Raw genomic sequence first — 24,913 nt, forward strand, 5'->3', positions numbered from 1 at the left:
CTGAAGGTCCAGGAATTTGTCCGCACTTCCCTCTGACCAAATAGACATGTCCGCGCTACAGTCTCACCACAGCGATCACTGCTTTCAAAGATAGTTTCCCAATCAAAGGATTCTGATGACGGATCATGCACCGGCATTTTTACTTTGGATGAAGTTAACCGACTCTAAATCATTCATGACGTTGTCGACCAGCGTCTGACCACTCAGATGGCCGCGCAGCGCCTGGGTATTCCCGATCGCCAGTGCCGACGCCTTCTCTAGCGTTACAATCAATCAGGCCCACTGAGTATGCCTAACCGCCGTCGTGGATAACCCAGCAATAACCAGCTGCCTGATGGTCTTGCCCGGTACGCACTCAATATTATCCGCGAACGCTATACCGACTTTGGGCCTAGGCTGGCGTATGAGAATGTTGTCTACTTGTGAAAAAAACTCATAACACCATTCAATGGCGCATGCTGGTTCCCTTCATACCAGTGCAATACCCTGTCACATACATAATTGCTGGCAATAAAAGAAGGAACACCGAATGAAGTATGTGAATCTGGGTCGTAGCGGGTTGAAAGTCTCCCGTCTTTGTCTCGGTTGTATGAGTTATGGCGAACCTGAACGTTTGCCTCAACCCTGGTCCCTGGATGAAAAGGCGTCACGACCGCTCATTCGTCAGGCGCTTGAAGCCGGCATTAATTTTTTTGATACCGCGAATATCTACTCGGGCGGTAGTTCAGAAGAAATTACAGGAAAAGCGCTGAGAGAGATGGCCAGACGCGACGAGATCGTTGTAGCGACAAAGACCTTCTTTCCGTGGCGCAACTCACCCAATACCGGGTTTCTTTCCCGCAAGGCCATTTTTCAGTCTATTGACGATAGCCTGATGCGCTTAGGCATGGATTATGTGGATCTCTTTCAGATTCATCGCTTTGACTACTTCACGCCTGTTGAAGAGACCATGGAGGCTCTGCATGACGTCGTTAAAGCAGGAAAAGCGCGTTATATCGGCGCATCTTCTATGGAAGCCTGGCGCTTTGCAAAAATGCAGCATACCGCTGAGCGTAACGGTTGGACCCGATTTATCACGATGCAACCGCAATACAACCTGCTTTACCGGGAAGAAGAGCGCGAGATGCTGCCCCTGTGTGAAGACCAAGGCGTTGGGGTGATCCCCTGGAGTCCGATGGCACGCGGCAGGCTCACGCGCGACTGGAGTGTCACGTCCCGACGAACGCAAAACGATGCCTTTGCGTTAAAAATGTATGAGAACGCAGCCCTTCTGGATAAGCCCGTGATTGATGTTGTTGCCAGCATTGCCGAAAAGCACGCGGTGCCAAGAGCTCATGTTGCAATTGCCTGGCTGTTATCAAAATCCGTCATCACAGCACCGATCATTGGCGCAACGAAACCAGAACATCTTTCCACGGCTATCAGCGCGCTGGACTTTTCACTTAGCGATGCCGAAATCACGGAACTGGAAGCTCGCTATCTGCCACACCCCGTTGACGGGATCATTCCCCCGCTTCCGGATACGCCGCCTTCCCTCACGCCACCTTCAGCGATCCAGAACTATTAACACCCTGCCCTGGCCCGGCGTTGCCGGGTCTCCCAGACCACTCATTCCCGGTCACTGATGTGAAAAGGGAAACGGTGCCGGCGCGAATGCGCCCGATCGAAAAATCATCGCTCCACCAGGTTCGGTCCCGCTGTTAGCGACAATAAACAACTCGCGATGCCCGGGGCGGATCGCCAGGCTTGTCGATTTAAGGTTACGGCCTTTGTCGCGGTCAGGCAGCACAATTTGCCCAATAGGCAGTCCGTTGCGGTTGAAGACCATGACGCGGCCCTGGCCTGAGATGGCCACATATACATTGCCTTCGCTGTCGACACGGGCCCCGTCTGGCGCCGGCCCGGTGAACTGATAGGTAACAACTGAACCAAACGGGGCGACCGTGGTGGCGTCTGACAGTCTTACGCGATGAAGCCTGTTTTTAGCGTGTTCTGTGGCCCATATCTGAGAGCCGACGGGGTCAATCGCTATGCCGTTCCCGACCGCGAGTCCAGGCAGGATGGCATGAATTGACCCGACATTGGGACTAACGTAGAACACCCCACCCTGTGGATCGGCTGAATTTCCCCGGCTGTCAGTGAAATAAAATCCGCCCTGATTATCAAAGACCAGGTCGTTGACAAGAAATCCGGCATCAGGAGCAACAATCATCTGCTCACGGGTGCCGTTGGGTTCGATAGCCCGAACAGAACCTCGCTGCATATCGCCCACCGAGGCGATAAAGATCCGTCCATCTTTGTGTACCGCCAGGCCGGAAGCACCGAATGAATTCTCCTTAAGGACAATGGAAAGCTGCCGCTCTGGGGTTAGCTTAAACACGCGCCCCGTCGCCACATCAACAAACAGCAGGTTATTGTTCCGATCGAACACGATCCCTTCGAGCACGAGCGACGCCTGTGAAACGTTGAAGTACGGCTGGGCCTCCACGGTCTGGAGAGGACGCTCCCAGGGCGGTATGGGGACGGCACTGCATGTAAGCGCGTTATGATTTAGTCCATTCATGTGGTTTATCCCCGGCAATAATACAGAGGGAGACTTCACCTGCAGTCTCCCTGTGACAGCAGGTATTAACTTTTATCAAACTGACTTTCGGTAAACGGATCGGCGCGACCGCCCTGCAATGGGATTTTGGCAAGCGCCGCATCGATTTCGCGTAGCTCGCTGTCCGTCAACCGGACTTGCGGTGCGCCGCTGTTTTCTATCAGGTGCGGATATTGCGTCGTACCCGGGATAGGGACAATCCAGGGCCGCTGGGCCATTACCCAGGCCAGCGCGAACTGAACCGGAGTGGTGTTTTTGCGACGGGCCCACGACTGCGCGAATTCAAGCAGCACCATGTTTTTGGCCAGGGCATCGGGCTGGAAGCGTGGCAGGTTATGCCGCCGATCGGTGCTGTCGAACCGCTGGCTTGGATTGACTGCTCCGGCGAGGAAGCTGCGGGCAGTCGGGCAGTAAGGTACGAAACCGATACCCAGCTCTTCGAGCGTTGGAAATATTCGTGTCTCTGGTTCCCGCCACCACATGGCATACTCACTCTGCACCGCAGTCACAGGGAGTACCGCATGTGCGCGGCGAATTGTCCTGGCACTCGCTTCCGACAGTCCCCAGTGTTTCACTTTCCCCTCCAGGATCAGCGCCTTCACGGTTTCCGCCACATCCTCGATCGGCACATTCGGGTCGGGGCGATGCTGATAAAGAAGATCGATGTGGTCCGTTTTCAGACGCTTTAGTGAGCCCTCTACGGCACGGCGGATATGGTCAGGGTGGCTGTTTAGGGAAGTTGGCTTCCCCTCTTCCACGCCGAAACCGAACTTGGTGGCAATCACTACACGATCGCGAACAGGGGCCAGTGCTTCCCCGACAAATTCTTCACTGAGATGGGGGCCGTAGACCTCGGCAGTATCAAAGAACGTGATACCTTGTTCGAAGGCTGCCCGGATAAGCGAAACCATGGCTTTACGATCGCGCGGACCTCCGCCGTAATAACCCACCATCGGCAGGCACCCGAGTCCCATGCTGGAAACCTCCAGCGAGCCGAGTTTACGCGTGGTTAAGGTTTCCTTCCGGACGGGAGCAGCATCCGAAGGGGCGTTCAGCGTGTCCTGACCAGCCGGTTTCGCCATCACGGCGCCGCTCCTGCCAAGGGTGGTTGCGGCCAAAGCCAGACCGGCGCCGGCGATCAGAAAATTGCGCCGGTCCCGGGAAGCGGGTGCGGCAGCAGAAGGCTGGTCATGGATCATCTTGCTCATAAACTGGAACTCCCTATAACGAAGAAAGGATTCATTAATTGGTCATTACCAGGCATAAGCCTGGGGCGCTTCTCCCCCGGGGCCGGGCCAGATTTCGTCGAGACAGCTCATGGTGTCGTCTGATAGCGTGACTGTCGTTGCGTGAAGCGCCTGCTGGAGTTGTTCGACCGTACGAGGCCCAATCAGTGGAGCGGTAACGACAGGATTCTGCAGGAGCCAGGCCAGGGCCACATCGGAAGGGGTTTCGCCGAGGTCCTTACATAATCCTTCATAGGCTTCAAGCTGCGGACGATACTGTTCGATTAGACGGGCAAACGCGGGCCTGGCACGGCGCCCGCTTGCCATCTTTTTCAGTACGCCGCCAAGCAGCCCTCCGGCAAGCGGGCTCCAGGGGATCAACCCCAGGCCAAAATGGCGGCATGCGGGAATGACCTCCAGCTCAATGGTGCGGGCTGTCAGATTATAAAGACTTTGCTCGGCGACCAGGCCCAGGAAATGACGGGCCGTGGCGACTGACTGCGCAGTCGCAATGTCCCAGCCCGCGAAATTGCTGCTACCGATATAAAGAACCTTTCCCTGCTGAACAAGCAGTTCCATGGCCTGCCAGATCTCTTCCCACGGCGTATGACGATCGATGTGATGCATCTGATAGACGTCAATATGGTCGGTCTTAAGCCGTCGCAAACTGTCCTCGCAGGCCTTGCGAATATGATACGCAGAAAGCCGGCGATCGTTCGGACCTGGCCCCATAGGCTGATAGACTTTTGTCGCCAGAACGATGCGTTCACGGCGGCCACCCTGCTGAAGCCAGCGACCAATAATTTCCTCGGACAGCCCCGAGCCTTGCTGGATATCGGGAGATTGTTCAGTGCCATACACGTCTGCTGTATCAATGAAATTGATACCCGCCTCAAGCGCCTCATCCAGAATGCGGGCGCTGGTCTTCTCGTCGGTGACGTCACCAAAATTCATGGTTCCGAGACAAAGGCGGCTGACTTTCAGGCCGGTGCGGCCAAGATGCGTATAGTTCATAAACGGCTCCGTTAGATGAGTGTTCCGCCCTGGCCTACCAGCCAGAGCGCATGATTTTCAAGAATAACGAAGCACAACGTGTACAGTGAGTGGACGTGCATGAATGGACTTGTGAAAAAAATTCAGCAACGGATTAGCCCTAATCGGTCTAAGGTGTATATCATTTCTTCATCAACGCATTCGGGTTTTAACGCCGCATAAGGAAAACTTTTCTGTATGCAAATAAGCAGAGCTGATGTTGCCGATCTTATTTATTTCATGGCGATTGCACGTCATCGCAGCTTCAGCCGTGCGGCAATTGAACTAGGCGTCAGTGCATCAGCGCTGAGTCATGCCCTGAAGGGGCTGGAAACCCGGCTCGGGGTTCGCCTGCTTAATCGCACGACCAAGAGCGTCACCCCTACGGCAGCCGGCGAGGAACTGGTTCAGTCTGTTCTTCAGCCTTTCGACACCATAGAAGGCGCGCTTGAATCGCTTAACCGGTATCGCAATACCCCTACCGGACGTATCCGCATCAATGCAGCCGTTGAAGCGGCAAATCTTTTGCTTGCGCCGGTCATGCCCGCTTTTATGGATCGCTATCCCGATATTGAAATCGATATTGTGGCCAGCAACCGTATGGTTGACGTGACTGATGCGGGCTTCGATGCCGGCATCCGCTATGGTGGCACCGTCCCGGAGGACATGGTTGCCCGGCGTTTATCTGCCGATATTCGCTGGGTTATCGCGGCCTCCCCTGATTACCTGGAACGCTACGGAACGCCTGAACATCCGGATGATTTATTACACCATCGCTGCATCAGCAATCGTCTCGGTGACGATCGGGTTTATCGCTGGGAACTTGCGCGAGACGGCGAAACATACCAAATGACAGTGCCAGGCTCAGTGACGGTCAATCATGCCGAAACGGGTCTGGTGGCCGTATTGGGCGGGGCTGGCCTGATGTATTTTCCGGAGCCTCTTGTTGCACCCTATGTCAAGGATGGACGGCTCCGTCTGGTGCTTACGGAATGGTCCCCACTAGAGGAAGGTTTTCATATCTATTATTCAAGCCGCCGGCAATTGCCGACCGGGCTTCGCCTTCTGATTGAGTTCATACAGGAGGCCAGGCCGCTGGGGTTGTGAAATAGTGCCTCCATACTGAACGATGCGTTATCGGCTTTATCGCCCTGTCGCTTATTCAGAAAGCTCAGTTGCAGGAAGCCGCAGGGAGTCTGCAAGGCGTGCTGTTTGCTAATAATGGAGAAACAAGAGGTAACGCTGTGAAAAATTACAAAAAAAACATGGGTTGTAGTTTATTTGAAGGCTAGCCCAGGTGACCCGCATCAATAAGTGCCATACGAAGATGTTTCTGAATGAAATCCGATTTATAAATGCTGTATCGGTGGCTGTCATTTTCACATAATAACATCGCGCTTTTTTTCATTAAAGCGTACTGAATGGCTACGTCATTGTGTTTAATAAGGTAATCACGGAATGCCAGGTGTTTTATGATTTGAGCATCCCCGGTGGCAAACGCATGGATATGATGACTACGCTGATTTCCACCTTTTGTAAAGTACCTACGATTTAAAATGCCGTTTTCACCACGCACAGTATATCCTACACCCTCCATTGCCTGATTCAGGCTGTCCAGTTCTTCAAGATTAGCAACTTCGATTAATATATCTATTACTGGCTTAGCTGATAATCCAGGCACCGAGGTGCTACCAATATGATGAATCCGGGATATCACTTTACCAAGCGTCATCTGCAACAGAGTACGTTCGCTCTCAAATAAAGCCGGCCACATCTCATCATAATCAACTACAGTCAATATTCGCATGTTCAACAGTCACACCTTTTAAGGAAATTTAAGCAGTCACAATAACATAAATCGCCTCTGCTGACTTGAAGGCATTTATAATCTGTATCTGTCCTCATAATTTTCAACCATCGTCTGACAAGATGCCCTAAACCCCTTTGTAGTGCTCTTTATTCAGACCATACTTCTTCATTCTGAGATAAAGTTTTTTACGCGGTATCAGCAGATACTCCGCCACCTCATTAATACGTCCCTGGTGGATATTCAGCGCTTCGGTGATGATCTGCCGTTCGACGTCCTCAACCCGCTGATCCAGCGGCGTCGGCTCGCCGATGTGCATCAGCGGATTAACCGTTTCTGCGAGTGGTAATACCCCTACTGCAAACAGCTCGGCGGCGTTCGCCAGTTCGCGAACGTTATTTGGCCACACCCGGCGCATCATCCCCTTCAACAGACCAGCATCCACCTCCGGGACGGGATGATTCAGCCGTTGACAGGTTTTTTGCAAATAGTGATGAAACAGCGGCTCGATATCATCAGGTCGCTTTGACAGAGGCTGGCAGCCAATTTGCGTCATCGCGAAGCAGTAATAGAGTTCCGCCACTATCTGGCTGCTGGCGGCCAACTCCACCAGCGAAGCGCTACCGATACCAATCAGGCGAAAAGGCCGCTTCTCATGACTCTGCAGCTGTACCAGCTGATGCTGTTGCTCGTGAGTCAGATGCTCGGGGTGACTTAAGACCAGCGTCCCGCCCTGGGCCTGGGCGATCAGTTCATTAAGCGTATGGGCGTTAGCCGGAGTCAGCTCGCAGGCGATAAACGGACCTTCAGCGTGCCGTCCTAACTGGTGCAGGTAACGCGCGCCGGTCATGCGGCCGGTTCCCGGCTCGCCGTAAAGCCATACCGCAATATCCGTTTCTGCCAGCTGCTGAAGGCGCTGGCGATACCGAACCGTCCATTGGCTGCGGCCAATGAGCTCAACCTGTAATTTTTGCTGACAATACTGGCGACGGGCGATAACCGATTGCCTCTGACGCAGCGCGGCGTCCACCAGCGTGAGCAGCTTGCCCGGATCGATCGGCTTTTGCAGGAAATCCCAGGCCCCTTTTTTCACCGCCTCCACCGCCATCGGCACATCGCCGTGACCGGTGATAAGCAGAATCGGCAGCAGATCGTCATCCTGATGAAACAACGTCATTAAATCGATACCGGAGCAGCCGGGCATGCAGACATCGCTTAAAACGATGCCGGGCCAGTCCTTCGGCACCTGCTCCCGCGCATCAAACGGATTATTACAGGCACTGACATGATACCCCGCTTGCTCAAGCAGCTGCGTATAGGCATCCAGCACATCGGCATCATCGTCAATCAGCAGAATCGAACAGTTATTACTCAACATCTTTTACATCCGTCAAATTGAATTCCAGCACCACGCAGGCACTGCGTGTAAACGTCGACGCCAGGCGCAACGCCCCTTCCATTTGCGTCATCAGCGAAACACATATCGAAAGCCCTATTCCGAGCCCCACGGTTTTACTGGTAGTGAACGGCTTTAACAGCGAAGGGAGTAGGGCCGCAGGCCAGCCAGGGCCGTTATCGGCAATCAACACGCACAGCCTTCCGCCCTGGATTTGCCAGCTCACGGTGATTTGCGCGGCGTGCGGGCAGGCGTCGAGGGCATTGGACAGCACGTTCACCAGCACCTGATGGACGCGCACTTCGTCCCCCAGGATCCAGACAGTGTCATCCGGTATCACCAGCGTCCCCTGCTGAGGCTTATGACGCATCGCCAGCAGTTCCCACGCCACGGTAAACGTCTGACGCAAATCGACCGGATGCAGCGGCGTTTCCAGTTCTGCGCGGCGGGTAAACTGGCGCAGGGAGCGGATAATCGCGTCAATGCGGTTGATCAGCCCTTCTGCTTTGCTTAACGTCGTCCGCGCCTGCTCCGCCTGTCCCTGTTCGATCGCCCTTCCCGCCGTAAAAAGATACATCGACAGCGCGTTCAGCGGCTGATTAATCTCATGCGCCAGGGTGGTCATCGTCTGCCCCACCACCGCCAGTTTAGCGGTCTGGATCAGCTCGTCCTGCGTGGCGCGCAGATCGGCCTCAATCGCTTTTCGCTCGCCAATCTCCTGTTCCAGCTGCTGTTTTTGCGCATTAAGCTGACCCAGGGTATGACGAAGCAAACCGGCAATACGTCCCAGCTCGTCGCGCCCGTAAACCGGAATGGTCGCCTCGGTCCGGCCCAGACCAATCTGCACCACCGCCTGATTCAGCGCGGTAAAGCGTTTCACCAGCCGCGAGCGAATAAAATAATGGTTCAGCCCCCATGCCAGCAGCAGCGCCAGCAGCGTCCCCACCAGGATTAACCCGCCGCTGACCCGGACAATCTGCGCCATACGCTGATTAAACATCTGCATCTGCTGGTGACTGCTGCCAAGCTGGGCTTCCAGCAGCGTTCTGAAGCGCCCCAGCGTCGCTTCTCTGGACCGGCTGGCTTCCACGAGCGCTTTTTGCGCGCTAACATAGTCGCGCATGGTATCCGGCATATTATTTTTCACCATGCCAATTTCCAGCAGCTCATCTATCGTTTGTCGCAGGGTAATGGTGCTCGGCCAGTCATCCAGCGCACGGATATTTTCATCCGCCGTTTTTTTCAGGTTTTCAAGATAGCGGATATGCGTCTCCACCAGCATGCCGTCATCATTCCCGGATTTCAGTTCATTGAGCCTGTCGCGCAGGTCGTCAACGATCTGATTTTCAATACGAGCCAGGGTATAGACCTGCTGCTGTTCATTCTGCACTTCCCGGGCGCGTTTCAGATACTGCCTCGCATCCCCCTGTCGGGCTTCAATCTGATCGAGCAGCGTTCCCTGTTGCCAGGTAAAATCCTGCACCAGCGAATTCAGCTCGGTGGTGAAATCATCGTGCAGCCAGTCGATCCGCGCCGCAAGCTCTCCCACCTTTTCACGAACCAGAAACATGTTGTAGAGCACGCGATCCAGTTCCGCCAGCAGCGCGCGGCTGTCCTGCAATATCACCCCCAACTGCTGGCGTTCTGCCGGCGACAACCCCTGACTTAGCCGTTCTATTTTGTCCAGATGCTGGATAATCTGGTTGCGCAGCTGCAGTCGTACCGTGGTATTTGGCGCCAGCAGAAATTCATTGAGCTGATCGACCACCAGGTTGAGATTCCCTTCAATCAGAAAAGCCGCATGGATGCGCGGAAAATACTCATCCAGCGAATAGCGGATCTGCGAACTTTGTTCATGCCAGGAATAGAGGCTTACGCTGCTGACAATCAGCGTAAGCAGCGCCCCCGTCAGAAATGCCCCGCGCAGACTGCTACTGATACTGATTTGCCGCAGGCGTTGCAGCATGGACCTGTCCGTCATTTCAGTTCTTCCAGTTTAGTAATCGCCTGCCGCTGGTTGTTGAGAAACCAGAGCTGCCACTCCATCATCTGCTGTTCCTCAAAACTTTTGTTGTCGAACTGAGCCAGCCAGGCTTCATCCTCGCTGCTGGCCGGATCCACCGGGACACGGGTGAGCAGCGCCCGTATCTCGGGTAGCGGACGCTTAAGACGGACCTCCGCGCTATGCAGCGCTCGCCAGGCGTCTTTGAGCTGAGCAAGACGAAAGCTAATCGCCGTATCAAACATCCGCTGAACCAAACGCTGACGTTTGAGGATCAATCGATAGTTTAATGGCGGTTGATTCATCAGCATCGCCTGCTGCGCCGCCCGTGGATTGCCTGGCGCCAGCGGTGTTACCGGATACTTCCCGGTATTAGCGTCGGCGAGGATCGTCTGGCCCTCCGGACTTAACAGATAGCGAACAAACCGCCGCGCTTCGCTGGCGTGCTGGCTGTTTTTAAGCACTGCGACATAGGTCGGCGAAACCGCCGACTGAGGGAAATAGGTAAAAGCCAGGTGCGGATCGTTCAGCAGCAGATTGGCGTAATTATCAATCACCGGACCAGCCACGCCCAGGCCGCTTTTAATCTTATCTGCCACCCCAAAGCTACGGGATGAAATGGTCACGAGGTTTCCCGCCGTGGTCAACAGCGTTTCCCATCCTTTAATCCAGCCTTTTTGTTGCAGCAGCGACTCCACCATCAGATGGTTGGTATCCGAACGCGACGGACTGCTCATCAGCAGCGCCCCCTGATAACGGGGATCGGTCAGGTCATCCCAGTCCGCTGGCACAGGCAGATGCCGGGTCATCAGCGCTGAGCGATTCATCAGCAAACCGAACCCGGAGATCGCCACGGCCACGGAGGTGGAGCGAATGGATTCCGGCACCAGATGTTGGCTGACTGCCGGCGCACCGCTGAACGGCGCCAGTTTTTGATGCTCCTGAAGATGCTGCAGCAGCATCGGCGACGAAGTCAGGATCAGATCGACATTTTCGGCATTTGCCGTATCAAGCAACTGTTCCAGCGAGGCGCTGGTGCGGTTGAGCGTCCTTATCATCACCGACCCCGCCTCTTTCTGCCAGCGATCGATAATCCACACGGTGGCGCTGGGAGAAAATGTCGTCGCCATCACCAGCTCATTGCTTTGCGCCGCACAGGGTCTCAGCCATGCGGTCAGCAGCAGCAGCGCGAGCATTTTGCTCACTATCCTGACCCCACGAAGAAATATGTTTGTGATCCCGTTCATAAATATTGAAATATCGTAAAAACCGCGTTGAGACAAAACTTACCCGTTTATGACATCTGGTGAATTAATCGCCGCGAGCGAAAAAATAGTCAAACGGGCGTCCGGGAATATCGGGAAAGATTACCAGATAATGATTAGGCAATTTGTTAGTGTCCGCACAAGCCGGACATAAAACCAGCGCAAAATTAATTGCGCAAAATCTCACTCATGCCACATGGGTCAAAAACAACCCGTCCCTGCATTATTTTGAGTCAATTTTGACTCATTTCGACGATTTGAATTTTTTAGCCGCTTATTTCACCCTTCGGGGTAATTACTCCTGATGTTCATATCAATATAAATACAGGTGACGACATGTTATCATTATTAAAAAAAGGCCCGTCGGCGAATAAAGTTCCTGCTGAGAAAATTCAGGCAACCTATGGTCGATACCGTATGCAGGCGCTGCTAAGCGTATTTCTGGGATACCTGGCGTACTATATCGTGCGCAATAACTTCACCTTATCCACGCCCTATCTGAAAGAACAGTTAGACCTCAGCGCCACGCAGATCGGTTTGCTCAGCAGCTGTATGCTCATCGCCTACGGGATCAGTAAAGGCGTAATGAGCAGCCTCGCGGATAAAGCCAGCCCGAAAGTCTTTATGGCCTGTGGCCTGGTGCTGTGCGCCATCGTCAACGTCGGATTAGGATTCAGTACCGCATTCTGGGTCTTCGCTGCGCTGGTTGTCCTGAACGGCCTGTTTCAGGGTATGGGGGTCGGCCCCTCTTTTATTACTATTGCGAACTGGTTCCCGCGCCGTGAGCGTGGCCGCGTAGGGGCGTTCTGGAACATTTCCCATAACGTCGGCGGCGGAATTGTCGCCCCGATCGTCGGCGCCGCATTCGCCATTCTCGGCACCGAGCACTGGCAGAGCGCCAGCTACATTGTACCGGCCTGCGTGGCGGTGGTATTCGCCATTAGCGTACTGGTGCTGGGTAAGGGTTCGCCGCGCGAGGAAGGTCTGCCTTCGCTGGCAGAGATGATGCCGGAAGAGAAAGTGGTGCTGAAGACCAAACACGGCCAGAAAGCGCCGGAGAACATGAGCGCATTTCAGATCTTCTGTACCTACGTACTGCGTAACAAAAACGCCTGGTATGTCTCCTTTGTGGATGTGTTTGTCTATATGGTGCGTTTCGGCATGATCAGCTGGCTGCCAATTTACCTGCTGACGGTGAAACATTTTTCCAAAGAACAAATGAGCGTCGCATTCCTGTTTTTTGAGTGGGCGGCGATTCCGTCTACTCTGCTGGCCGGCTGGCTCTCCGACAAGCTGTTTAAAGGGCGCCGGATGCCGTTAGCCATAATCTGTATGACGCTAATCTTCATCTGTCTGATCGGCTACTGGAAAAGCGAATCGCTACTGATGGTCACGGTATTCGCGGCGATTGTGGGCTGCCTTATTTATGTCCCGCAGTTTCTGGCCTCGGTCCAGACCATGGAAATCGTCCCCAGCTTTGCCGTCGGTTCAGCCGTGGGTCTGCGCGGATTTATGAGCTATATCTTTGGCGCATCGTTAGGCACCAGCCTGTTCGGCGTAATGGTCGATAAAATGGGCTGGCACGGCGGGTTCTATCTGCTGATGGGCGGGATCGTCTGCTGCATACTCTTCTGCTACCTCTCTCATCGCGGCGCGCTGGAACTTGAGCAACAGCGTAAAATCACCGAGCAGGAAGAGGCCCGACTGGCACTGGCTGACGCACAGTAAGCGCCTGAACCCGGGGGAACAAAGAGCCAGCTTGCTGGCTCTTTTGCCGTTGAGAGAGGAATAGATGTCCGCGGCGGCTTCCGACAGCGGTATAAAGCAAGTATTCCTGCCATCACTGATGTTGCTGCTGAGTGGCCTACTTCGCCGGGATAATCAGCACCTGACCCGGATAGATTTTGTCGGGATGGGTCAGCATCGGTTTATTGGCTTCAAAAATACGTTGATAATCATTGGCCGAGCCATACATCGCTTTTGAGATTGCGCTCAGAGTGTCACCGGATTTGACCGTGTAAAAACGACTTTCCGCCCCGCTTTGCGTCACCTTAACGCCGTCACTGACCTGGCCTACGCCAGTGACATTCCCGACCGCAACCAGAATTTTTTCCTTATCCTCCTGCGAAGCGACATCACCAGTGACCGTTGCGGTGCCATCTTCCGCAACATCAATATTGACCTTTTCGGCGCCAGGCAGATTAAGTCCATCGATATGTTTTTTCAGCTTTTCAGCCCGATCTTCTTTACTGTCGCCGGAGACGGCATCCCATATTTTCTCGCCCGCTTCTTTCACAAAATTTAATAATCCCATCTTTCCATACCTCCACGACTGTTACATGAACACATGTTCCTCGGCCCCGTTGACCCAATGTTCGGGATATTGGTTTTGATATCCACCATCGCGACAACTGCTTGAGGCAGCACAAGCTGCCATCAAAGTATAATCAATGAGCGTCAAAGTGCAGGAAATTTGCCATGGTATGGCAGGAAAGTCTGTATTCCGGCAAGGCGACACCGGATGAAAGCGGGCATTGCCCCCCGGGAGGACGAAACCGGAGATTACCGGCGACTCATTGCCAGCTTCGCAGCGAATAACAGAAACAGGCAGCCGGTTGTCCGGTCCATCCATTTCACCACGGCTGGTTTTTTCAGGATGCCGGCGGCATAGCGAGTGGCGGTAATCAGCGTTAACGACCACAGCGTACCAATCAAAAGTAGAAGACGCCCATTTTGGGGTTAAGCACATTCCCCAGCATCCCACGCAGAAACCAGTTACTGGTGGTAGTGGATTCTGCCGGAGTGGTGTTAAATTGCTGGCGCGGGCGCAGAAGCAACTGGATGCCCAGCCAGCAAAGGTAGCCCGCTCCGCACCATTTCAACAAGGTATAAGCCAACTCAGAAACCGCCAGCAGCGCCCCTAAGCCAAAGGCCACCACGGCGCCCCAAATAAAGCATCCGAGATCAATGCCTAACGCGGCATGCAAGGCTTTGCGTCCACCTTCAGCGGTCGCCGTGCGCAGGATGAGCGCGGTATCGAGACCTGGTGTAAGAGTAAGCAGTGTGGCAGCGAGGGTGTATGCAAGAAGTGAATCAGTGACGAGCATTTCCTGTCTCCGAAAGAGACAAGGCTACTGAAGGGTTCACATTTTTGCAACAAGATTATTTCCCCTGATCTTCTGCTTACCCTGCTCCATTTTTCTTCGGGGATGACAGATGCAAAGAGTAGCCCATGACTAAGTAATGCTTAGTCATGGGCTGATGTTCTTACAGGAAGGGCTTAATGTTGATTTAAAATAACCCTGGGATAAGTTAGCTCACTTTAATATCATCCAGGTCGATATCCTCTTCTTCGTAATCATTATCAACAATCACGTCGCGAGGGATATCTTTTTTGATGACGGCATAGACCGTGGCGGTAACAACGATATTCACCAGCAGGGCCATGATGCCTGCCATCGGATGTGACATCGTGGGGATCATCAATACTCCACCAAAAGGAACCGTCGCATCCGCACCATAGACCATGGTGACCGCCCCGCCGCACGCGCCGCCGATAGCCGCCGCCGCGATACCGCGCACAATATCATTCATGACGATCGGGATAGAACCCTCAACGATATTCACAATCCCCATCGGAACCGCCGATTTTAAGGTTTCCACTTCTTCACGGTTATAGATGTTCTTACGCAGAAGCTTAGCAATGAAGAAAGCCAGGCCAAATCCGATAGGCGTAGCGGTGTTAACTAACTGAAGTGCGGTAATGGGTTCATTTATCCCCTGCGCCTGCAGGGTCAGCACGAAAGCAAAGCATGTCTTATTCAGCGGGCCGCCAAAGTCAATGATACACAATGCGCCTATGACTGCGCCTAACACCAAATTCGAAGACGTGCCCATGCTTCTCAGGAAAGACGTAAGCGCTTCCGTAAAGATACCGATAGGCGTACCGATGATATAGACCATAATCAGGCAGCTGATAATGGAGGCAAAAAAGGGAACGATCAGCGTCGGCATCAACCCGCGGGCCCAGTCAGGCACCTTGACGTTTTTAATGATCGCCAGCGCAATATACCCCGCAATATAGCCACCAATCATCCCACCGATAAAGCCTGCGCTTATAGTATTCGCCGCCAGCCCGACGACAAATCCTGGCGCGATGCCTGGTTTGCCGGCAATCGAGCCAGATATTCCCACGGCAATCACCACCGGCAACAGCCCAAGCGCCTTGGCGCCCAGGGTGGCCATCGCCTGCCATACATCAAATTGTCCCGGAGTTAACGTGTCCTGCACCGTTCCGCCAAGCCCCATACCGATGGCGATAATAAACCCAGAACCACAGACAATGGGGATCAGAAACGAGATAGCGGTCAGCAGATGTCCTTTAGGGTTTGCTGCTTGCCATATTTGTTTTAGAGACATAAGTCACGCCCTTTAATGTAGAGTCGCCAGGCCGAAATAAAATTATGAATTGACTATTTCACTGAGTTTTTCAATCAACTTATTGGGGGATTTGACTGCCGTTTCCGTCGCGACTTTAACGACTTTTTTGCCGGCAAATCTCTCCTCGCCCGTTACTTTGACATCGGCAGCAAGCAGGACAATATCTGCTGCGGCAATCTCATCAGCGGTTAACGGGTTCTCAATGCCGATGGTTCCTTGCGTCTCGATTTTAACGTTATGTCCGGCTTTTTTAGCCGCAGTTTCAATTTTCTTTTGTGCAATATAGGTATGTGCAATCCCCACCGTGCAGGCGGTAACGCCGACAATATTCATAATGTTTCTCCGTTAATTAATTTAATAAATTACAAATCGATATTAGCAAGTTGGTATTAAGCATCGGCGTTTTCAGTTTCTGAATTGAAAAGCGCAATGATTTTATGTGGATCAGATTCAACAAGTAATTTAGCAATAATGTCTTCATCCGCCAGTGACCCAGACACTTGTGCCAACAGGCGAATATGGGTGGCATTTTGATCCACCAGGCAAACCGCAAATAAAATAACACAGCGGACGTCGCTGCCATCCATGGTCTCCCAGGGAATGGCATGTTGCGTGCGTCCGATGGCTAATGCGGTACGGGAAACACCGGAAGATTTACCATGTGGAATAGCGATATGGTTTTCAAAGCCGGTAGAGCCTAGCTCCTCGCGTAACCAGACATCACGAATAAAATCTTCCTTATTGGTGACGGCGCCATCCTGGATAAGTAAATCGGTGAGTTCTTCTATCACCTCTTCTTTGGTTCTGGCGGTCATATTTAACTTGATGTTTTTAACATTAAGCACTGTCGAAATATCCATGGTTCACCCGCATTCATATAGAGTGGTCGTTAAATAACAAACCAGCATCGCTGGCGTGATGCAGATCTTTTAAGGCTTATTCAAATACACACTGTGGTTCGAAGAGAAATAACCCGTTATGCAGCGACAGTTTCCCGCTGGAAGATCTCGATCATTCTGTCCCACGCCTGGCTGACATCCTCATGGAGCGAAAACAGACCCGATGTGCCGACGATAAAGACATCTACCCCGGATTCAGCAATCTGACCGAAGGTTTTCTCATTGCAAGAGCCATCAATTTCCGTCAGATAGTGATAGCCATTATTTTTGCGCATGTTGATGAGCTTTCTAATCTTGTTCAGCGACTCAGGAATAAACTTTTGTCCGGCATAGCCAGGGTCAACCGACATGACCGTCACTTTATCCAGCAGATGCGCATATTCGGCAATGCTTTCTGCCGGTGTCGCCGGGTTCAGCACCACCCCGCACTTTTTGCCCGCATCCTTGATCTGATTCAGCAGGCGGAATATTTTGTTATTCGCCGTCTCGGGATGAAAGCTGATGATATCGGCGCCGGCCTCGAGACACATGGGAATGATATCTTCCGGATGATTCACCATCAGATGAACATCAATGGGCACAGTAGTAATTTTTTTCAGATTCTCAATAAAAAAGGGAGACAGTGTGATATTGCGGACGTAATTGCCATCCATTATATCAACATGGTAAAAATCCGCTTTTTTATTCATTGCCGTGATCTGCTCTTTGAACTGCGTTAAATCCATGCACATCAGTGACGGTGAAAATTTAGCGCTCATAAACCACCTCCGATAAATAGTTAGTTAAACATTGCGATGATATGACCCAGCACGATGCCGACAACGCCAAAGTCTGCGTCTCCAAAGGTTGTGGAGCCCAGTCCCATATCCCCCATCATGGGCAAGAGAATGGCAGGCAGGAACGAAATGAGCAGACCGTGAGCAAAAGCCCCTACCACCGCCCCGCGACGTCCGCCGGTAATGTTGCCGTAAACCCCCGCCGTGGCCCCGCAGAAAAAGTGGGGAACCAGGCCCGGGACGATGACGCTCAAGCCGAACAGCGGGCAGAGGAACATACTGACCAGTCCTGCGACAAAGCTTGCGAGGAAGCCGACGATGACGGCATTCGGAGCGAAGGGAAACACCGTCGGACAGTCCAGCGCCGGCTTCGCGTCTTTAACCAGTTTGTCCGCAATCCCTTTAAACGCCGGGACGATCTCGGCAATCACCATCCGAACCCCGGCGAGGATGATATAAACTCCTGCAGCAAACGTGAGGGACTGAATAATGGCGAAGATAATAAAGTTCTGACCAGCGCTCAGGGTCTCCTCGACAAAGGATTTGCCCGCAACGAGCACCAGCACCAGAAACAGAATCATCATGGTGAGAGAGATGGCCACCGATGAGTCGCGAAGGAAATTGAGCGACTTAGGTACTTTGATCTCTTCAATCGAGGGACTACCTTTACCAATAATTTTGCCCACCAGCGCGGACAGCAGGTAGCCAATAGATCCAAAATGCCCGAGCGCCAGATCGTCGGTGTTGGTTATTTTACGGGTAAACGGCTGCAAGATAGCCGGGGAGATGACCATCATCGCACCGAGAATAACCGCCCCGATGGCCACCACCCATCCCCCTGACAAGCCCCCTACAGACAGGATAACCGCCAGCATCGCAGCCATATAAAGCGTATGATGTCCGGTCAGAAAGATGTACTTTAATGGCGTTAGACGCGCCAGGGCGATATTGATCAGCATGCCCAATACCATAATGGTGGCGGTTTCCGTGCCGTAATTCTTCTGCGCCAGAGCGGCCATGGCATCAGTGTTGGGCACCACGCCCTGAATATGGAAAGAATGTTCAAATAACTGGCTAAAGATGGTTAACGTATAGGCTATAATACCGGCGCCGGCGGTCAATATGACAAAACCCATGATGGTTTTCAGCGTGCCTGAAATAACGTCTGAAATTCCTTTTTTTTGCAACAGCAGACCGATCAGTGAAAATAAACCAACCAGTATCGCCGGTGTTCCTAGCACATCATAAATAAGAAAATGAAGCATGTTTAACTCCACGAATCAGATAGCCGTTGCTTAAATGTTTTCTGCTAAAATTTCTTTAATTTTATTGTTATCAAGTAAATTACTTAATCCAACGACCTTTGCAGAGTGACTGCTAAGATGTTCTGCAATGTCTTTGGCGCTGAGAATAAGATCGGCAGTTTCGCTTTTTGCCGACGTCAGATCGGTATGTGCGACTTCAGCTTCTTTATTCATTTCGGCAAGGATCTTTTTGACATTCATTTCAACGATGAAGCTGCTGCCTAAACCATTACCGCACACGATAAGTACTTTTTTCATTCTGTTTTCCTTCAGTCAATAACGGCCTGAATCGCCTTGCTATCATCGGCATTTAACAATCGGTGTAACTTTTGCTGATCGCTAAAGATTTCAGCCAGTTCACCAATCATCGTGATATGTTCATTTCCGGAACGAGCGCATAGTATGATTACCACGTATACCGGATCGTTCTCTGTCGAGCCGAACGACACCCCTTCTTTAATATGAAGAAGCGATAATCCATTTCTTAATACCCCCTGTTCAGGACGGGCATGAGGCATCGCCAAGCCGGGAGCTAATACGTAATAAGGCCCAAGTTCTTTATGGCTTTGCAAAATCGCCTCAATATACGACCCGGCTATATACCCTTGCATCAGCAAGGGTTCTGCTGCAAGTCGAACGGCATTTTCCCAGCTATCTATTGAGTTAATGACTTTAATTTTATCCGGGGTTAACCAGTCTCTGATCATATGCTCTCCCGAGGGGGTCTATGTGCTGCACTATAAACAGCTAAATAAAATGCAACTGTGATACACCTCCCAAAGTTAGCGCTAACAAAGAAAAATGTTAAAAAGTGCGTTACCGCTAACACTGGCTATAATGTGCTTTCCCCCTCGCTGTGGTAAGTTATAATGCGATTCGCAGATATACTTTCGTTATATTTTATTTTTCAAACGGTTGGTGATTTTGGTGAAGAGTTTAGACGCGGACGGTAGCCCGAAAGAAAAACGACGTAAAGGAACGGGTAAGATAACCCTGACCGAGGTGGCTGAGTTTGTCGGTGTGAGCGCCATGACCGTCTCGCGAGCGCTGAGAATGCCTGAAAAAGTGAATCCTGAGCTTCGCGATCGCATCGATGCGGCCGTCAGTCAACTCGGCTATGTCCCTAATCTGCAGGCACGTAATCTGGCGTCGGTCCATTCCGATCTTATTCTCGCCGTCGTTCCCACCTTCTCTTCGCCGGGTTTTTTGCCGGTCTCTGAAGCGCTGCAAAAAGTGCTGACCGAACGCGGATATACCATGATGTTTATGGAATCCGGGCATGACGGTCAAAGTGAACAAAAGACGTTTGAAAAAATGCTCGCCTATAACCCGGCGGCCATTATTCAGTTCAATATCGATACCATTGAGAGCTGCACCCAGCTGCTGGCCAACGTGGATGTTCCTATTCTGGAAATTGGCGCGCTAAATACCCACCCTGTGGGTATGTGCATCGGCGTGGATTACGGTAAGGCCGTAAAACAGATCGTGACTCATCTGGCCGACGCCTCATTAAAAAACATCGCACTGCTCTGTACCCCGGCTAATAACACAATGTTTCGCCAGTTGCTGAGCGGATGGAATACGGCGATGCTCGCTCTGAACCGCTCCCCGCACCGGGTGGTAACCACGCATTTGCCATCTACCATCGCCACAGGCGTCAATATATTCAAGGATATGATGATTACCTGGGGCGATCTGGATGCGTTAATTTGCACGTCGGATGAAATGGCCTGTGGATGTATGATGGCCTGCCACAGTGCCGGCATTAAGGTGCCCAATACCGTAGCCATTGCGAGTTTAGGCGGAGGAGTGTTATCGACAGTCTGTTCCCCTGCCCTGACAACCGTTGAGTTTCCCTGGCATGACATTGGGGTGAAAGCCGGTAAAGCTCTTCTCGAACTGCTTAACGATAAGCCTGGTGAAAAGTTCATTGAAATTCCGTCAGTGCTCAAAGTCCGGGCCAGTACCGCGGCATGAGTTTAATATAGGGCGATAAGGCTTCCCCTATCTAGTATCTGTGTGTGGTAGCCAGGGTTTCTACCAGGAAGAATGTCTCTCTGCGAGAGTCCATACAATAAATGCCCAGCTCATAAAGCAAAAAATAGTCGGGACAGTAGCGTTTTTTCGCTACTAAGCGGGTAAACCGCCAGCCTCATTTCCCGTTTATCTTGCCAGCCGCCCCAGGCGGTGATTTCGTAGCCTCGACCCGCCTGGGCGGCTTTGCACTGAAGTCCGTCTAGCGCCACTCCAGGATATACGATGTCTCCTACGCCAGTTAGCAGGTAAAGCGCACCGCGATAATTCATTTGCACCGCCCTGGTGCCGCACATTCACCATGCCGCCCCCCGTCAGACATGCCCTCATTACATTAACCAGTTGAATATAAAAAATTATTTTATATGGCACGTTTAATGCTCTTCGCTTGTATACCGCAATGTGGACAAGAACGTATGCCATATGGCCACAACAGGTCGCCAGTCTGCGGTCGCAACCTTCCCCTTTCTGTGAGGCATCCAGGGTGGATGCGTTTCACGGAAGCCTGCTTACTGAAAACGGAGAACAACATGACGACACTCAGCGAACCGTTGGTTACCCCGAAATATGGCAAGTGGCGCCAGCTGGTGCTGGGCCTGATCTGTATGGCCGCCATCTCCAGTCCGCAATATGTCTGGACGCTGTTGACAAAACCCCTGGCCGCCAAACTTGGCGTCGGTCTGCCAGAATTGCAGGTCACCTTCTCGCTGCTGATCATCCTGCAGACCTTCTTTTCCCCTTTTCAGGGGCGGTTAGTGGAAAAATTTGGCCCACGGCGGCTGATCGCTATTGGCACAGTGATGGCGGGAATGAGCTGGGTGCTTTCCGCGCAGGTGAATGGCCTGGCAACGCTCTGGCTGGTTTATGGCTGCATGGGCGGCCTCGGGACCGGGATCGTCTACATCGGCGTTGTCGGCCTGATGGTCAAATGGTTCCCACAGCAGCGGGGATTTGCCGCCGGCGCGGTGGCGGCGGGCTACGGGATGGGGGCCATCATAACCACCTTCCCCATCTCCCTGTCGCTGACCACTAACGGCCTTGAACATACGATGACGACTTTCGGGATCCTTTTCGCCCTCGTCGGCTTCATCGCCAGTCAGGGGCTGAAGCTGCCGCCGCCCGCTGTCTCCCAGCCCGTCAGTCAGACGGTGGCGCAGAGCAGCAGATCGTTTACTTCCCGGGAAATGCTGCGCCAGCCGCTGTTCTGGCTGATGTTCGCCATGATGGCGATGATGTCGACTTCCGGGCTGATGGTCACTTCGCAGATGGCGGTGTTCGCCGAGGATTTCGGCATTAGCCAGGCGGTGGTGTTTGGCATGGCGGCGCTGCCGCTGGCGTTAACGATAGACCGCTTTACCAACGGCTTAACCCGGCCGCTGTTTGGGTTTATTTCCGACCGCTTCGGCCGCGAGCAAACCATGTTTATCGCCTTTGCGCTGGAGGGGGTAGCGATGATGCTCTGGCTGGCGTGCCGGGAAGATCCGCTGCTGTTTGTCCTGCTCTCCGGGGTGGTGTTCTTTGGCTGGGGGGAGATCTTCTCTCTCTTCCCGTCGACACTCACCGATACGTTCGGCAGCGAGCATGCCGCCACCAACTATGGCTGGCTGTATATTTCTCAGGGCATCGGGTCAATCTTCGGTGGCCCGCTGGCGGCACTGCTCTATCAGTACACCCACGGCTGGCATGTAGTCTTCAGCTGCGCTATTGGCCTTGATTTTATCACCGCCGCCCTCGCGCTGTGGGTGCTAAAACCGTGGCGCGCGCGCTTTATCCGCCAGCATAGCTAATCGTCCGCCGGGCAGAAGTGACGGTTCGCCCGTCACTTCACTGATATTCGCTGCGCAGCAGCGCGTACAGGTACTCATCGCCCCACTCGCCTTTAAAAAAGATATTCTGCCGGTAATGCGCCTCGCGACGAAAGCCCAGCCCTTCCAGGAGTTTGATCGCGCCGGTATTGCGTGTGTCTACCACCGCTATCAGCCGGTGATGGGCTAACTGTTCAAAGAGTAAGGCCATCACCGCCCGTATGGCTTCCCGGGCATACCCCTGATGCTGATACGCAGGGGAAAAGGTCATCCCCAGCTCGGCTTGTCTGCCGTGATCTAAGAAGTGGATCCCCACATCTCCCGCCAGCGCACCGTTGGCCTGGATCTCTACGGCAAGCTGGAACCAGCTCTCATCCTCAGCAAAGGCCTGCGAACGCTGTTGTTCATAGAAGGCTGTCGCCTCTGTCATGCCGTAGTGGGTCCAGCTCTGGAAGCGGGCCACCTCCGGCAGATTGCGATAATGGCTGAAAGTCGGCAGATCTTCCGTTCTGAACCGGCGCAGCAGCAGCCGGGGCGTGGTCAGGGGTAACATCATCTCTTCTCTTCTTCTCAATGAGACGGGCAATGGCGGGGCCATCTTAACCTGCGCAGCCTGGCGCTGCCAGGCTCATGGCGGAGCCTCATCCCAGCGATAGATTTTGGTGGTGGCCAGGGTCAGCATGGCGAAATCTTCCGGCGTATCGCCGTAGGCGAAGATCTCCTCGTAATCGGTTAGCTGGGAGTTCAGGCGCAACACCGGTCATTCCATGAGTCACGATAGATAATATTCCCTTCGGTATACTTCCAGGTGATCGCCTCATAACGCAATTCGAGTGTTTCGAGATGGGTACTACTCATCCCACCCGGAGAAAGAAATGGTGCAACCGTGGTAAATTTGACGTTTTCCAGAATGATATTGAAATATTCGGCTTCGATACCTGTTTCCAGAATGCGGTACATCTTGATTGTCGCCTTCTTCATCGTTCGGCCTTCGCAGACGGCTCTGTACAAGAGCGGTGTTGTTTGATCGAACTCTTTTACGATCGTTACAGGTTGATGGATCCGCGTACCGGTTAGTTTTCCCCAGTTTGGATCTACCGGAATAGTTACCCCATGAGAAAAGGATTTTAACTCGATAGAACCCAGGCGCAGTGGCATCAAACAACTGCCGAGAATTGGGGGAGCCATTTTCATCTTCCAGCCATAAATGTGCGGGTATAGACATATTATTTCCTTATAAATTTAATATAAAGTTAAGTTTTCAATGTCAAAATTTTACAAATCGATAAAACATTACAATTACAAATACGAAAAACAGGGGAACAAGCCAGAGAGGCGTCTCTGGAAAAAAGAGCCCTTGTGCCATGGCGAAGAGGATTGTCAATACAGCAGGGCCATAATATGAAATTAACGATCTGAATATTCTTTGCAGCAATCTTTTAATAAGATTCATCATAGCTATCGGATCATCCTGGTAATGATGTCTGCAATACCCTCATTCGAGGCCTGTTGTGCTGTAAACGCCTCAGATTTTAGAAACAATGGTTCTATCAGAAAGTACATCATTTCCAGCTCATGTGCGTAAAGTACCGAATAATACGCAGGTTCGGAAACGCAAAGACGATGTGCACTCTCTGCTGCTTTCTGCACAATACCATATATTCCGATAGCGCCTACCACTCCCCCTGCCCGGCGTCCAGCCAATGCACTAAGTTCAAGATTGAGGTTTATACCTGTAGCGACAAATGAGGCTGTTGCCAAAGCAAATCCAGCGTTGGTCAGTGAGCTTGCGGCAATATGAATGTTAACAGCCATAAGTATTCGCTTTATACGCTCCAGTTCCTCTGAAGCTTTGTCTTTGAATATTTGTTCAAAATATAGCTTGAGCATATCGTATGCAATATTTCCATGTTTAAGGAGATAAATCACACCGTTTTTAAATCGTATGTCTTCGGTTTTTTGTTGCAGGCACACATCCTGGTACTCATCGGTAAAACAGGACGTATAATAAAGCGCACGCTTTGCACCTGCGCCTATGGTTTCAATTTGGTTTGCTACGGCCTTTTCTGCACCCGCTACGGCATGTTCGAGTTTTAACGCAAGAATATTGTTAGCCTGTAAATAACGGACAATTTCATTCTTGTAGTACATAACCATTCCTTGTTAATTATTTATTTTTCCAGGTGTTGTCATCGCTCTTCATGAGCAAGCCCTGAGTCAATCGCTGACTATGAAAGATGGTATTTCCTGGTCAGAATACTGATTATTAACGCGACTCCTCCGTACTTATGCAAAGCGATTTATCGCAGACAAGTATGGTGACTT

General features: G+C 52.2%; 26 protein-coding genes and 2 pseudogenes. 5 read left to right on the top strand and 23 right to left on the bottom strand.

What is annotated here, in order from left to right:
- Positions 1-123: 123 nt before the first annotated feature.
- Positions 124-273 (bottom strand): hypothetical protein, encoded by a 150-nt coding sequence (locus HMPREF3140_RS28915; RefSeq protein ID WP_032411497.1) that lies wholly within the window; start codon positions 271-273, stop codon positions 124-126.
- A 256-nt stretch (positions 274-529) separates the two neighbouring features.
- On the opposite strand from HMPREF3140_RS28915, the gene HMPREF3140_RS19545 reads away from it, so the two are divergent.
- Positions 530-1,567 carry an aldo/keto reductase gene (locus HMPREF3140_RS19545; protein ID WP_070553070.1) on the top strand — a complete coding sequence of 346 codons (1,038 nt, stop codon included), beginning with the start codon at positions 530-532 and terminating at the stop codon, positions 1,565-1,567.
- A gap of 51 nt (positions 1,568-1,618) precedes the next feature.
- Here the strand turns inward: HMPREF3140_RS19545 and HMPREF3140_RS19550 are convergent, their stop codons facing one another.
- From HMPREF3140_RS19550 to HMPREF3140_RS19560, 3 genes are all read right to left on the bottom strand, one after another.
- Positions 1,619-2,563, bottom strand: a complete 945-nt coding sequence (locus HMPREF3140_RS19550; RefSeq protein ID WP_004176169.1) for an SMP-30/gluconolactonase/LRE family protein — start codon at positions 2,561-2,563, stop codon at positions 1,619-1,621.
- Positions 2,564-2,628: 65 nt separating this feature from the next.
- Positions 2,629-3,810, bottom strand: coding sequence for an aldo/keto reductase (locus tag HMPREF3140_RS19555; protein WP_032411499.1), 1,182 nt, complete (start codon positions 3,808-3,810; stop codon positions 2,629-2,631).
- Between the two features lie 45 nt (positions 3,811-3,855).
- Complete coding sequence (locus HMPREF3140_RS19560) at positions 3,856-4,842, bottom strand: aldo/keto reductase (protein WP_004199887.1); 987 nt, start codon at positions 4,840-4,842, stop codon at positions 3,856-3,858.
- A 216-nt stretch (positions 4,843-5,058) separates the two neighbouring features.
- Between HMPREF3140_RS19560 and HMPREF3140_RS19565 the strand changes: the two genes are divergently transcribed.
- The gene (locus tag HMPREF3140_RS19565) at positions 5,059-5,967 is read left to right on the top strand and encodes a LysR family transcriptional regulator (RefSeq protein ID WP_002904893.1); all 909 of its coding nucleotides are present in this window, start codon (positions 5,059-5,061) and stop codon (positions 5,965-5,967) included.
- A gap of 181 nt (positions 5,968-6,148) precedes the next feature.
- Here HMPREF3140_RS19565 and HMPREF3140_RS19570 read toward each other — a convergent pair whose 3' ends face one another.
- The 4 genes from HMPREF3140_RS19570 to pgtC all read right to left on the bottom strand — a co-directional run bounded on the left by HMPREF3140_RS19570 (position 6,149) and on the right by pgtC (position 11,261).
- Complete coding sequence (locus HMPREF3140_RS19570; protein ID WP_032411501.1) at positions 6,149-6,667, bottom strand: GrpB family protein; 519 nt, start codon at positions 6,665-6,667, stop codon at positions 6,149-6,151.
- A gap of 127 nt (positions 6,668-6,794) precedes the next feature.
- Entirely contained in the window at positions 6,795-8,045 is a 1,251-nt protein-coding gene (gene pgtA, locus HMPREF3140_RS19575; protein WP_002904899.1) for a two-component system response regulator PgtA, read from the bottom strand.
- Positions 8,035-10,029 carry a two-component system sensor histidine kinase PgtB gene (pgtB, locus tag HMPREF3140_RS19580; protein WP_175437606.1) on the bottom strand — a complete coding sequence of 665 codons (1,995 nt, stop codon included), beginning with the start codon at positions 10,027-10,029 and terminating at the stop codon, positions 8,035-8,037. Before pgtB ends, pgtA begins: the two co-directional genes overlap by 11 nt.
- An 11-nt stretch (positions 10,030-10,040) precedes the next feature.
- Positions 10,041-11,261, bottom strand: coding sequence for a phosphoglycerate transport regulator PgtC (gene pgtC / locus HMPREF3140_RS19585; protein WP_070553072.1), 1,221 nt, complete (start codon positions 11,259-11,261; stop codon positions 10,041-10,043).
- 405 nt (positions 11,262-11,666) lie between these two features.
- Here pgtC and pgtP point away from each other — a divergent pair, with 405 nt between their 5' ends.
- A complete protein-coding gene (gene pgtP / locus HMPREF3140_RS19590) occupies positions 11,667-13,058 on the top strand; it encodes a phosphoglycerate transporter PgtP (RefSeq protein ID WP_004184088.1) in 1,392 nt (463 codons plus the stop codon).
- 136 nt (positions 13,059-13,194) lie between these two features.
- Here the strand turns inward: pgtP and lysM are convergent, their stop codons facing one another.
- The 9 genes and pseudogenes from lysM to HMPREF3140_RS19635 all read right to left on the bottom strand — a co-directional run bounded on the left by lysM (position 13,195) and on the right by HMPREF3140_RS19635 (position 19,456).
- Complete coding sequence (lysM, locus tag HMPREF3140_RS19595) at positions 13,195-13,644, bottom strand: peptidoglycan-binding protein LysM (RefSeq protein WP_004224855.1); 450 nt, start codon at positions 13,642-13,644, stop codon at positions 13,195-13,197.
- 248 nt (positions 13,645-13,892) lie between these two features.
- Positions 13,893-14,437 (bottom strand): annotated as a pseudogene (locus HMPREF3140_RS19600) (LysE family translocator).
- 205 nt (positions 14,438-14,642) lie between these two features.
- Positions 14,643-15,749: a PTS fructose transporter subunit IIC gene (locus HMPREF3140_RS19605; RefSeq protein ID WP_004224873.1), complete on the bottom strand. Its 1,107-nt coding sequence runs from the start codon at positions 15,747-15,749 to the stop codon at positions 14,643-14,645.
- A gap of 42 nt (positions 15,750-15,791) precedes the next feature.
- Positions 15,792-16,103, bottom strand: a complete 312-nt coding sequence (locus HMPREF3140_RS19610; protein WP_004176139.1) for a PTS fructose transporter subunit IIB — start codon at positions 16,101-16,103, stop codon at positions 15,792-15,794.
- Between the two features lie 56 nt (positions 16,104-16,159).
- Positions 16,160-16,630: a PTS sugar transporter subunit IIA gene (locus tag HMPREF3140_RS19615; protein ID WP_002905131.1), complete on the bottom strand. Its 471-nt coding sequence runs from the start codon at positions 16,628-16,630 to the stop codon at positions 16,160-16,162.
- Between the two features lie 116 nt (positions 16,631-16,746).
- Positions 16,747-17,427 carry a D-allulose 6-phosphate 3-epimerase gene (alsE, locus tag HMPREF3140_RS19620; RefSeq protein WP_004179925.1) on the bottom strand — a complete coding sequence of 227 codons (681 nt, stop codon included), beginning with the start codon at positions 17,425-17,427 and terminating at the stop codon, positions 16,747-16,749.
- A 20-nt stretch (positions 17,428-17,447) separates the two neighbouring features.
- Positions 17,448-18,710, bottom strand: a complete 1,263-nt coding sequence (locus HMPREF3140_RS19625; protein WP_004176135.1) for a PTS ascorbate transporter subunit IIC — start codon at positions 18,708-18,710, stop codon at positions 17,448-17,450.
- 30 nt (positions 18,711-18,740) lie between these two features.
- Entirely contained in the window at positions 18,741-19,007 is a 267-nt protein-coding gene (locus tag HMPREF3140_RS19630) for a PTS sugar transporter subunit IIB (protein WP_004176134.1), read from the bottom strand.
- An 11-nt stretch (positions 19,008-19,018) separates the two neighbouring features.
- The gene (locus HMPREF3140_RS19635; RefSeq protein WP_004143637.1) at positions 19,019-19,456 is read right to left on the bottom strand and encodes a PTS sugar transporter subunit IIA; all 438 of its coding nucleotides are present in this window, start codon (positions 19,454-19,456) and stop codon (positions 19,019-19,021) included.
- Positions 19,457-19,673: 217 nt separating this feature from the next.
- Here HMPREF3140_RS19635 and HMPREF3140_RS19640 point away from each other — a divergent pair, with 217 nt between their 5' ends.
- A complete protein-coding gene (locus HMPREF3140_RS19640; RefSeq protein ID WP_004151868.1) occupies positions 19,674-20,726 on the top strand; it encodes a LacI family DNA-binding transcriptional regulator in 1,053 nt (350 codons plus the stop codon).
- A gap of 110 nt (positions 20,727-20,836) precedes the next feature.
- On the opposite strand, the gene HMPREF3140_RS19645 is transcribed toward HMPREF3140_RS19640, so the two are convergent.
- Complete coding sequence (locus HMPREF3140_RS19645) at positions 20,837-21,055, bottom strand: hypothetical protein (RefSeq protein WP_072145313.1); 219 nt, start codon at positions 21,053-21,055, stop codon at positions 20,837-20,839.
- Positions 21,056-21,271: 216 nt separating this feature from the next.
- Here HMPREF3140_RS19645 and oxlT point away from each other — a divergent pair, with 216 nt between their 5' ends.
- Positions 21,272-22,570 carry an oxalate/formate MFS antiporter gene (gene oxlT, locus HMPREF3140_RS19650; RefSeq protein WP_023301918.1) on the top strand — a complete coding sequence of 433 codons (1,299 nt, stop codon included), beginning with the start codon at positions 21,272-21,274 and terminating at the stop codon, positions 22,568-22,570.
- A gap of 37 nt (positions 22,571-22,607) precedes the next feature.
- On the opposite strand, the gene HMPREF3140_RS19655 is transcribed toward oxlT, so the two are convergent.
- The 5 genes and pseudogenes from HMPREF3140_RS19655 to HMPREF3140_RS19675 form a co-directional block, all read right to left on the bottom strand.
- On the bottom strand, positions 22,608-23,186 hold the full coding sequence (locus HMPREF3140_RS19655; RefSeq protein ID WP_072145299.1) for a GNAT family N-acetyltransferase: 579 nt from the start codon (positions 23,184-23,186) through the stop codon (positions 22,608-22,610).
- Between the two features lie 30 nt (positions 23,187-23,216).
- The gene (locus HMPREF3140_RS19660) at positions 23,217-23,345 is read right to left on the bottom strand and encodes a hypothetical protein (protein WP_004176131.1); all 129 of its coding nucleotides are present in this window, start codon (positions 23,343-23,345) and stop codon (positions 23,217-23,219) included.
- Positions 23,333-23,813, bottom strand: a pseudogene (locus tag HMPREF3140_RS19665) (Hcp family type VI secretion system effector). Before HMPREF3140_RS19665 ends, HMPREF3140_RS19660 begins: the two are co-directional and overlap by 13 nt.
- A 42-nt stretch (positions 23,814-23,855) precedes the next feature.
- The gene (locus HMPREF3140_RS19670; RefSeq protein WP_024622647.1) at positions 23,856-24,044 is read right to left on the bottom strand and encodes a hypothetical protein; all 189 of its coding nucleotides are present in this window, start codon (positions 24,042-24,044) and stop codon (positions 23,856-23,858) included.
- A gap of 2 nt (positions 24,045-24,046) precedes the next feature.
- Positions 24,047-24,739, bottom strand: coding sequence for a hypothetical protein (locus tag HMPREF3140_RS19675; protein WP_023301915.1), 693 nt, complete (start codon positions 24,737-24,739; stop codon positions 24,047-24,049).
- Between the last annotated feature and the right edge of the window lie 174 nt (positions 24,740-24,913).

The sequence above is a fragment of the Klebsiella sp. HMSC16A12 genome (assembly GCF_001808265.1).
Taxonomy (GTDB): Bacteria; Pseudomonadota; Gammaproteobacteria; order Enterobacterales; family Enterobacteriaceae; genus Klebsiella; species Klebsiella pneumoniae.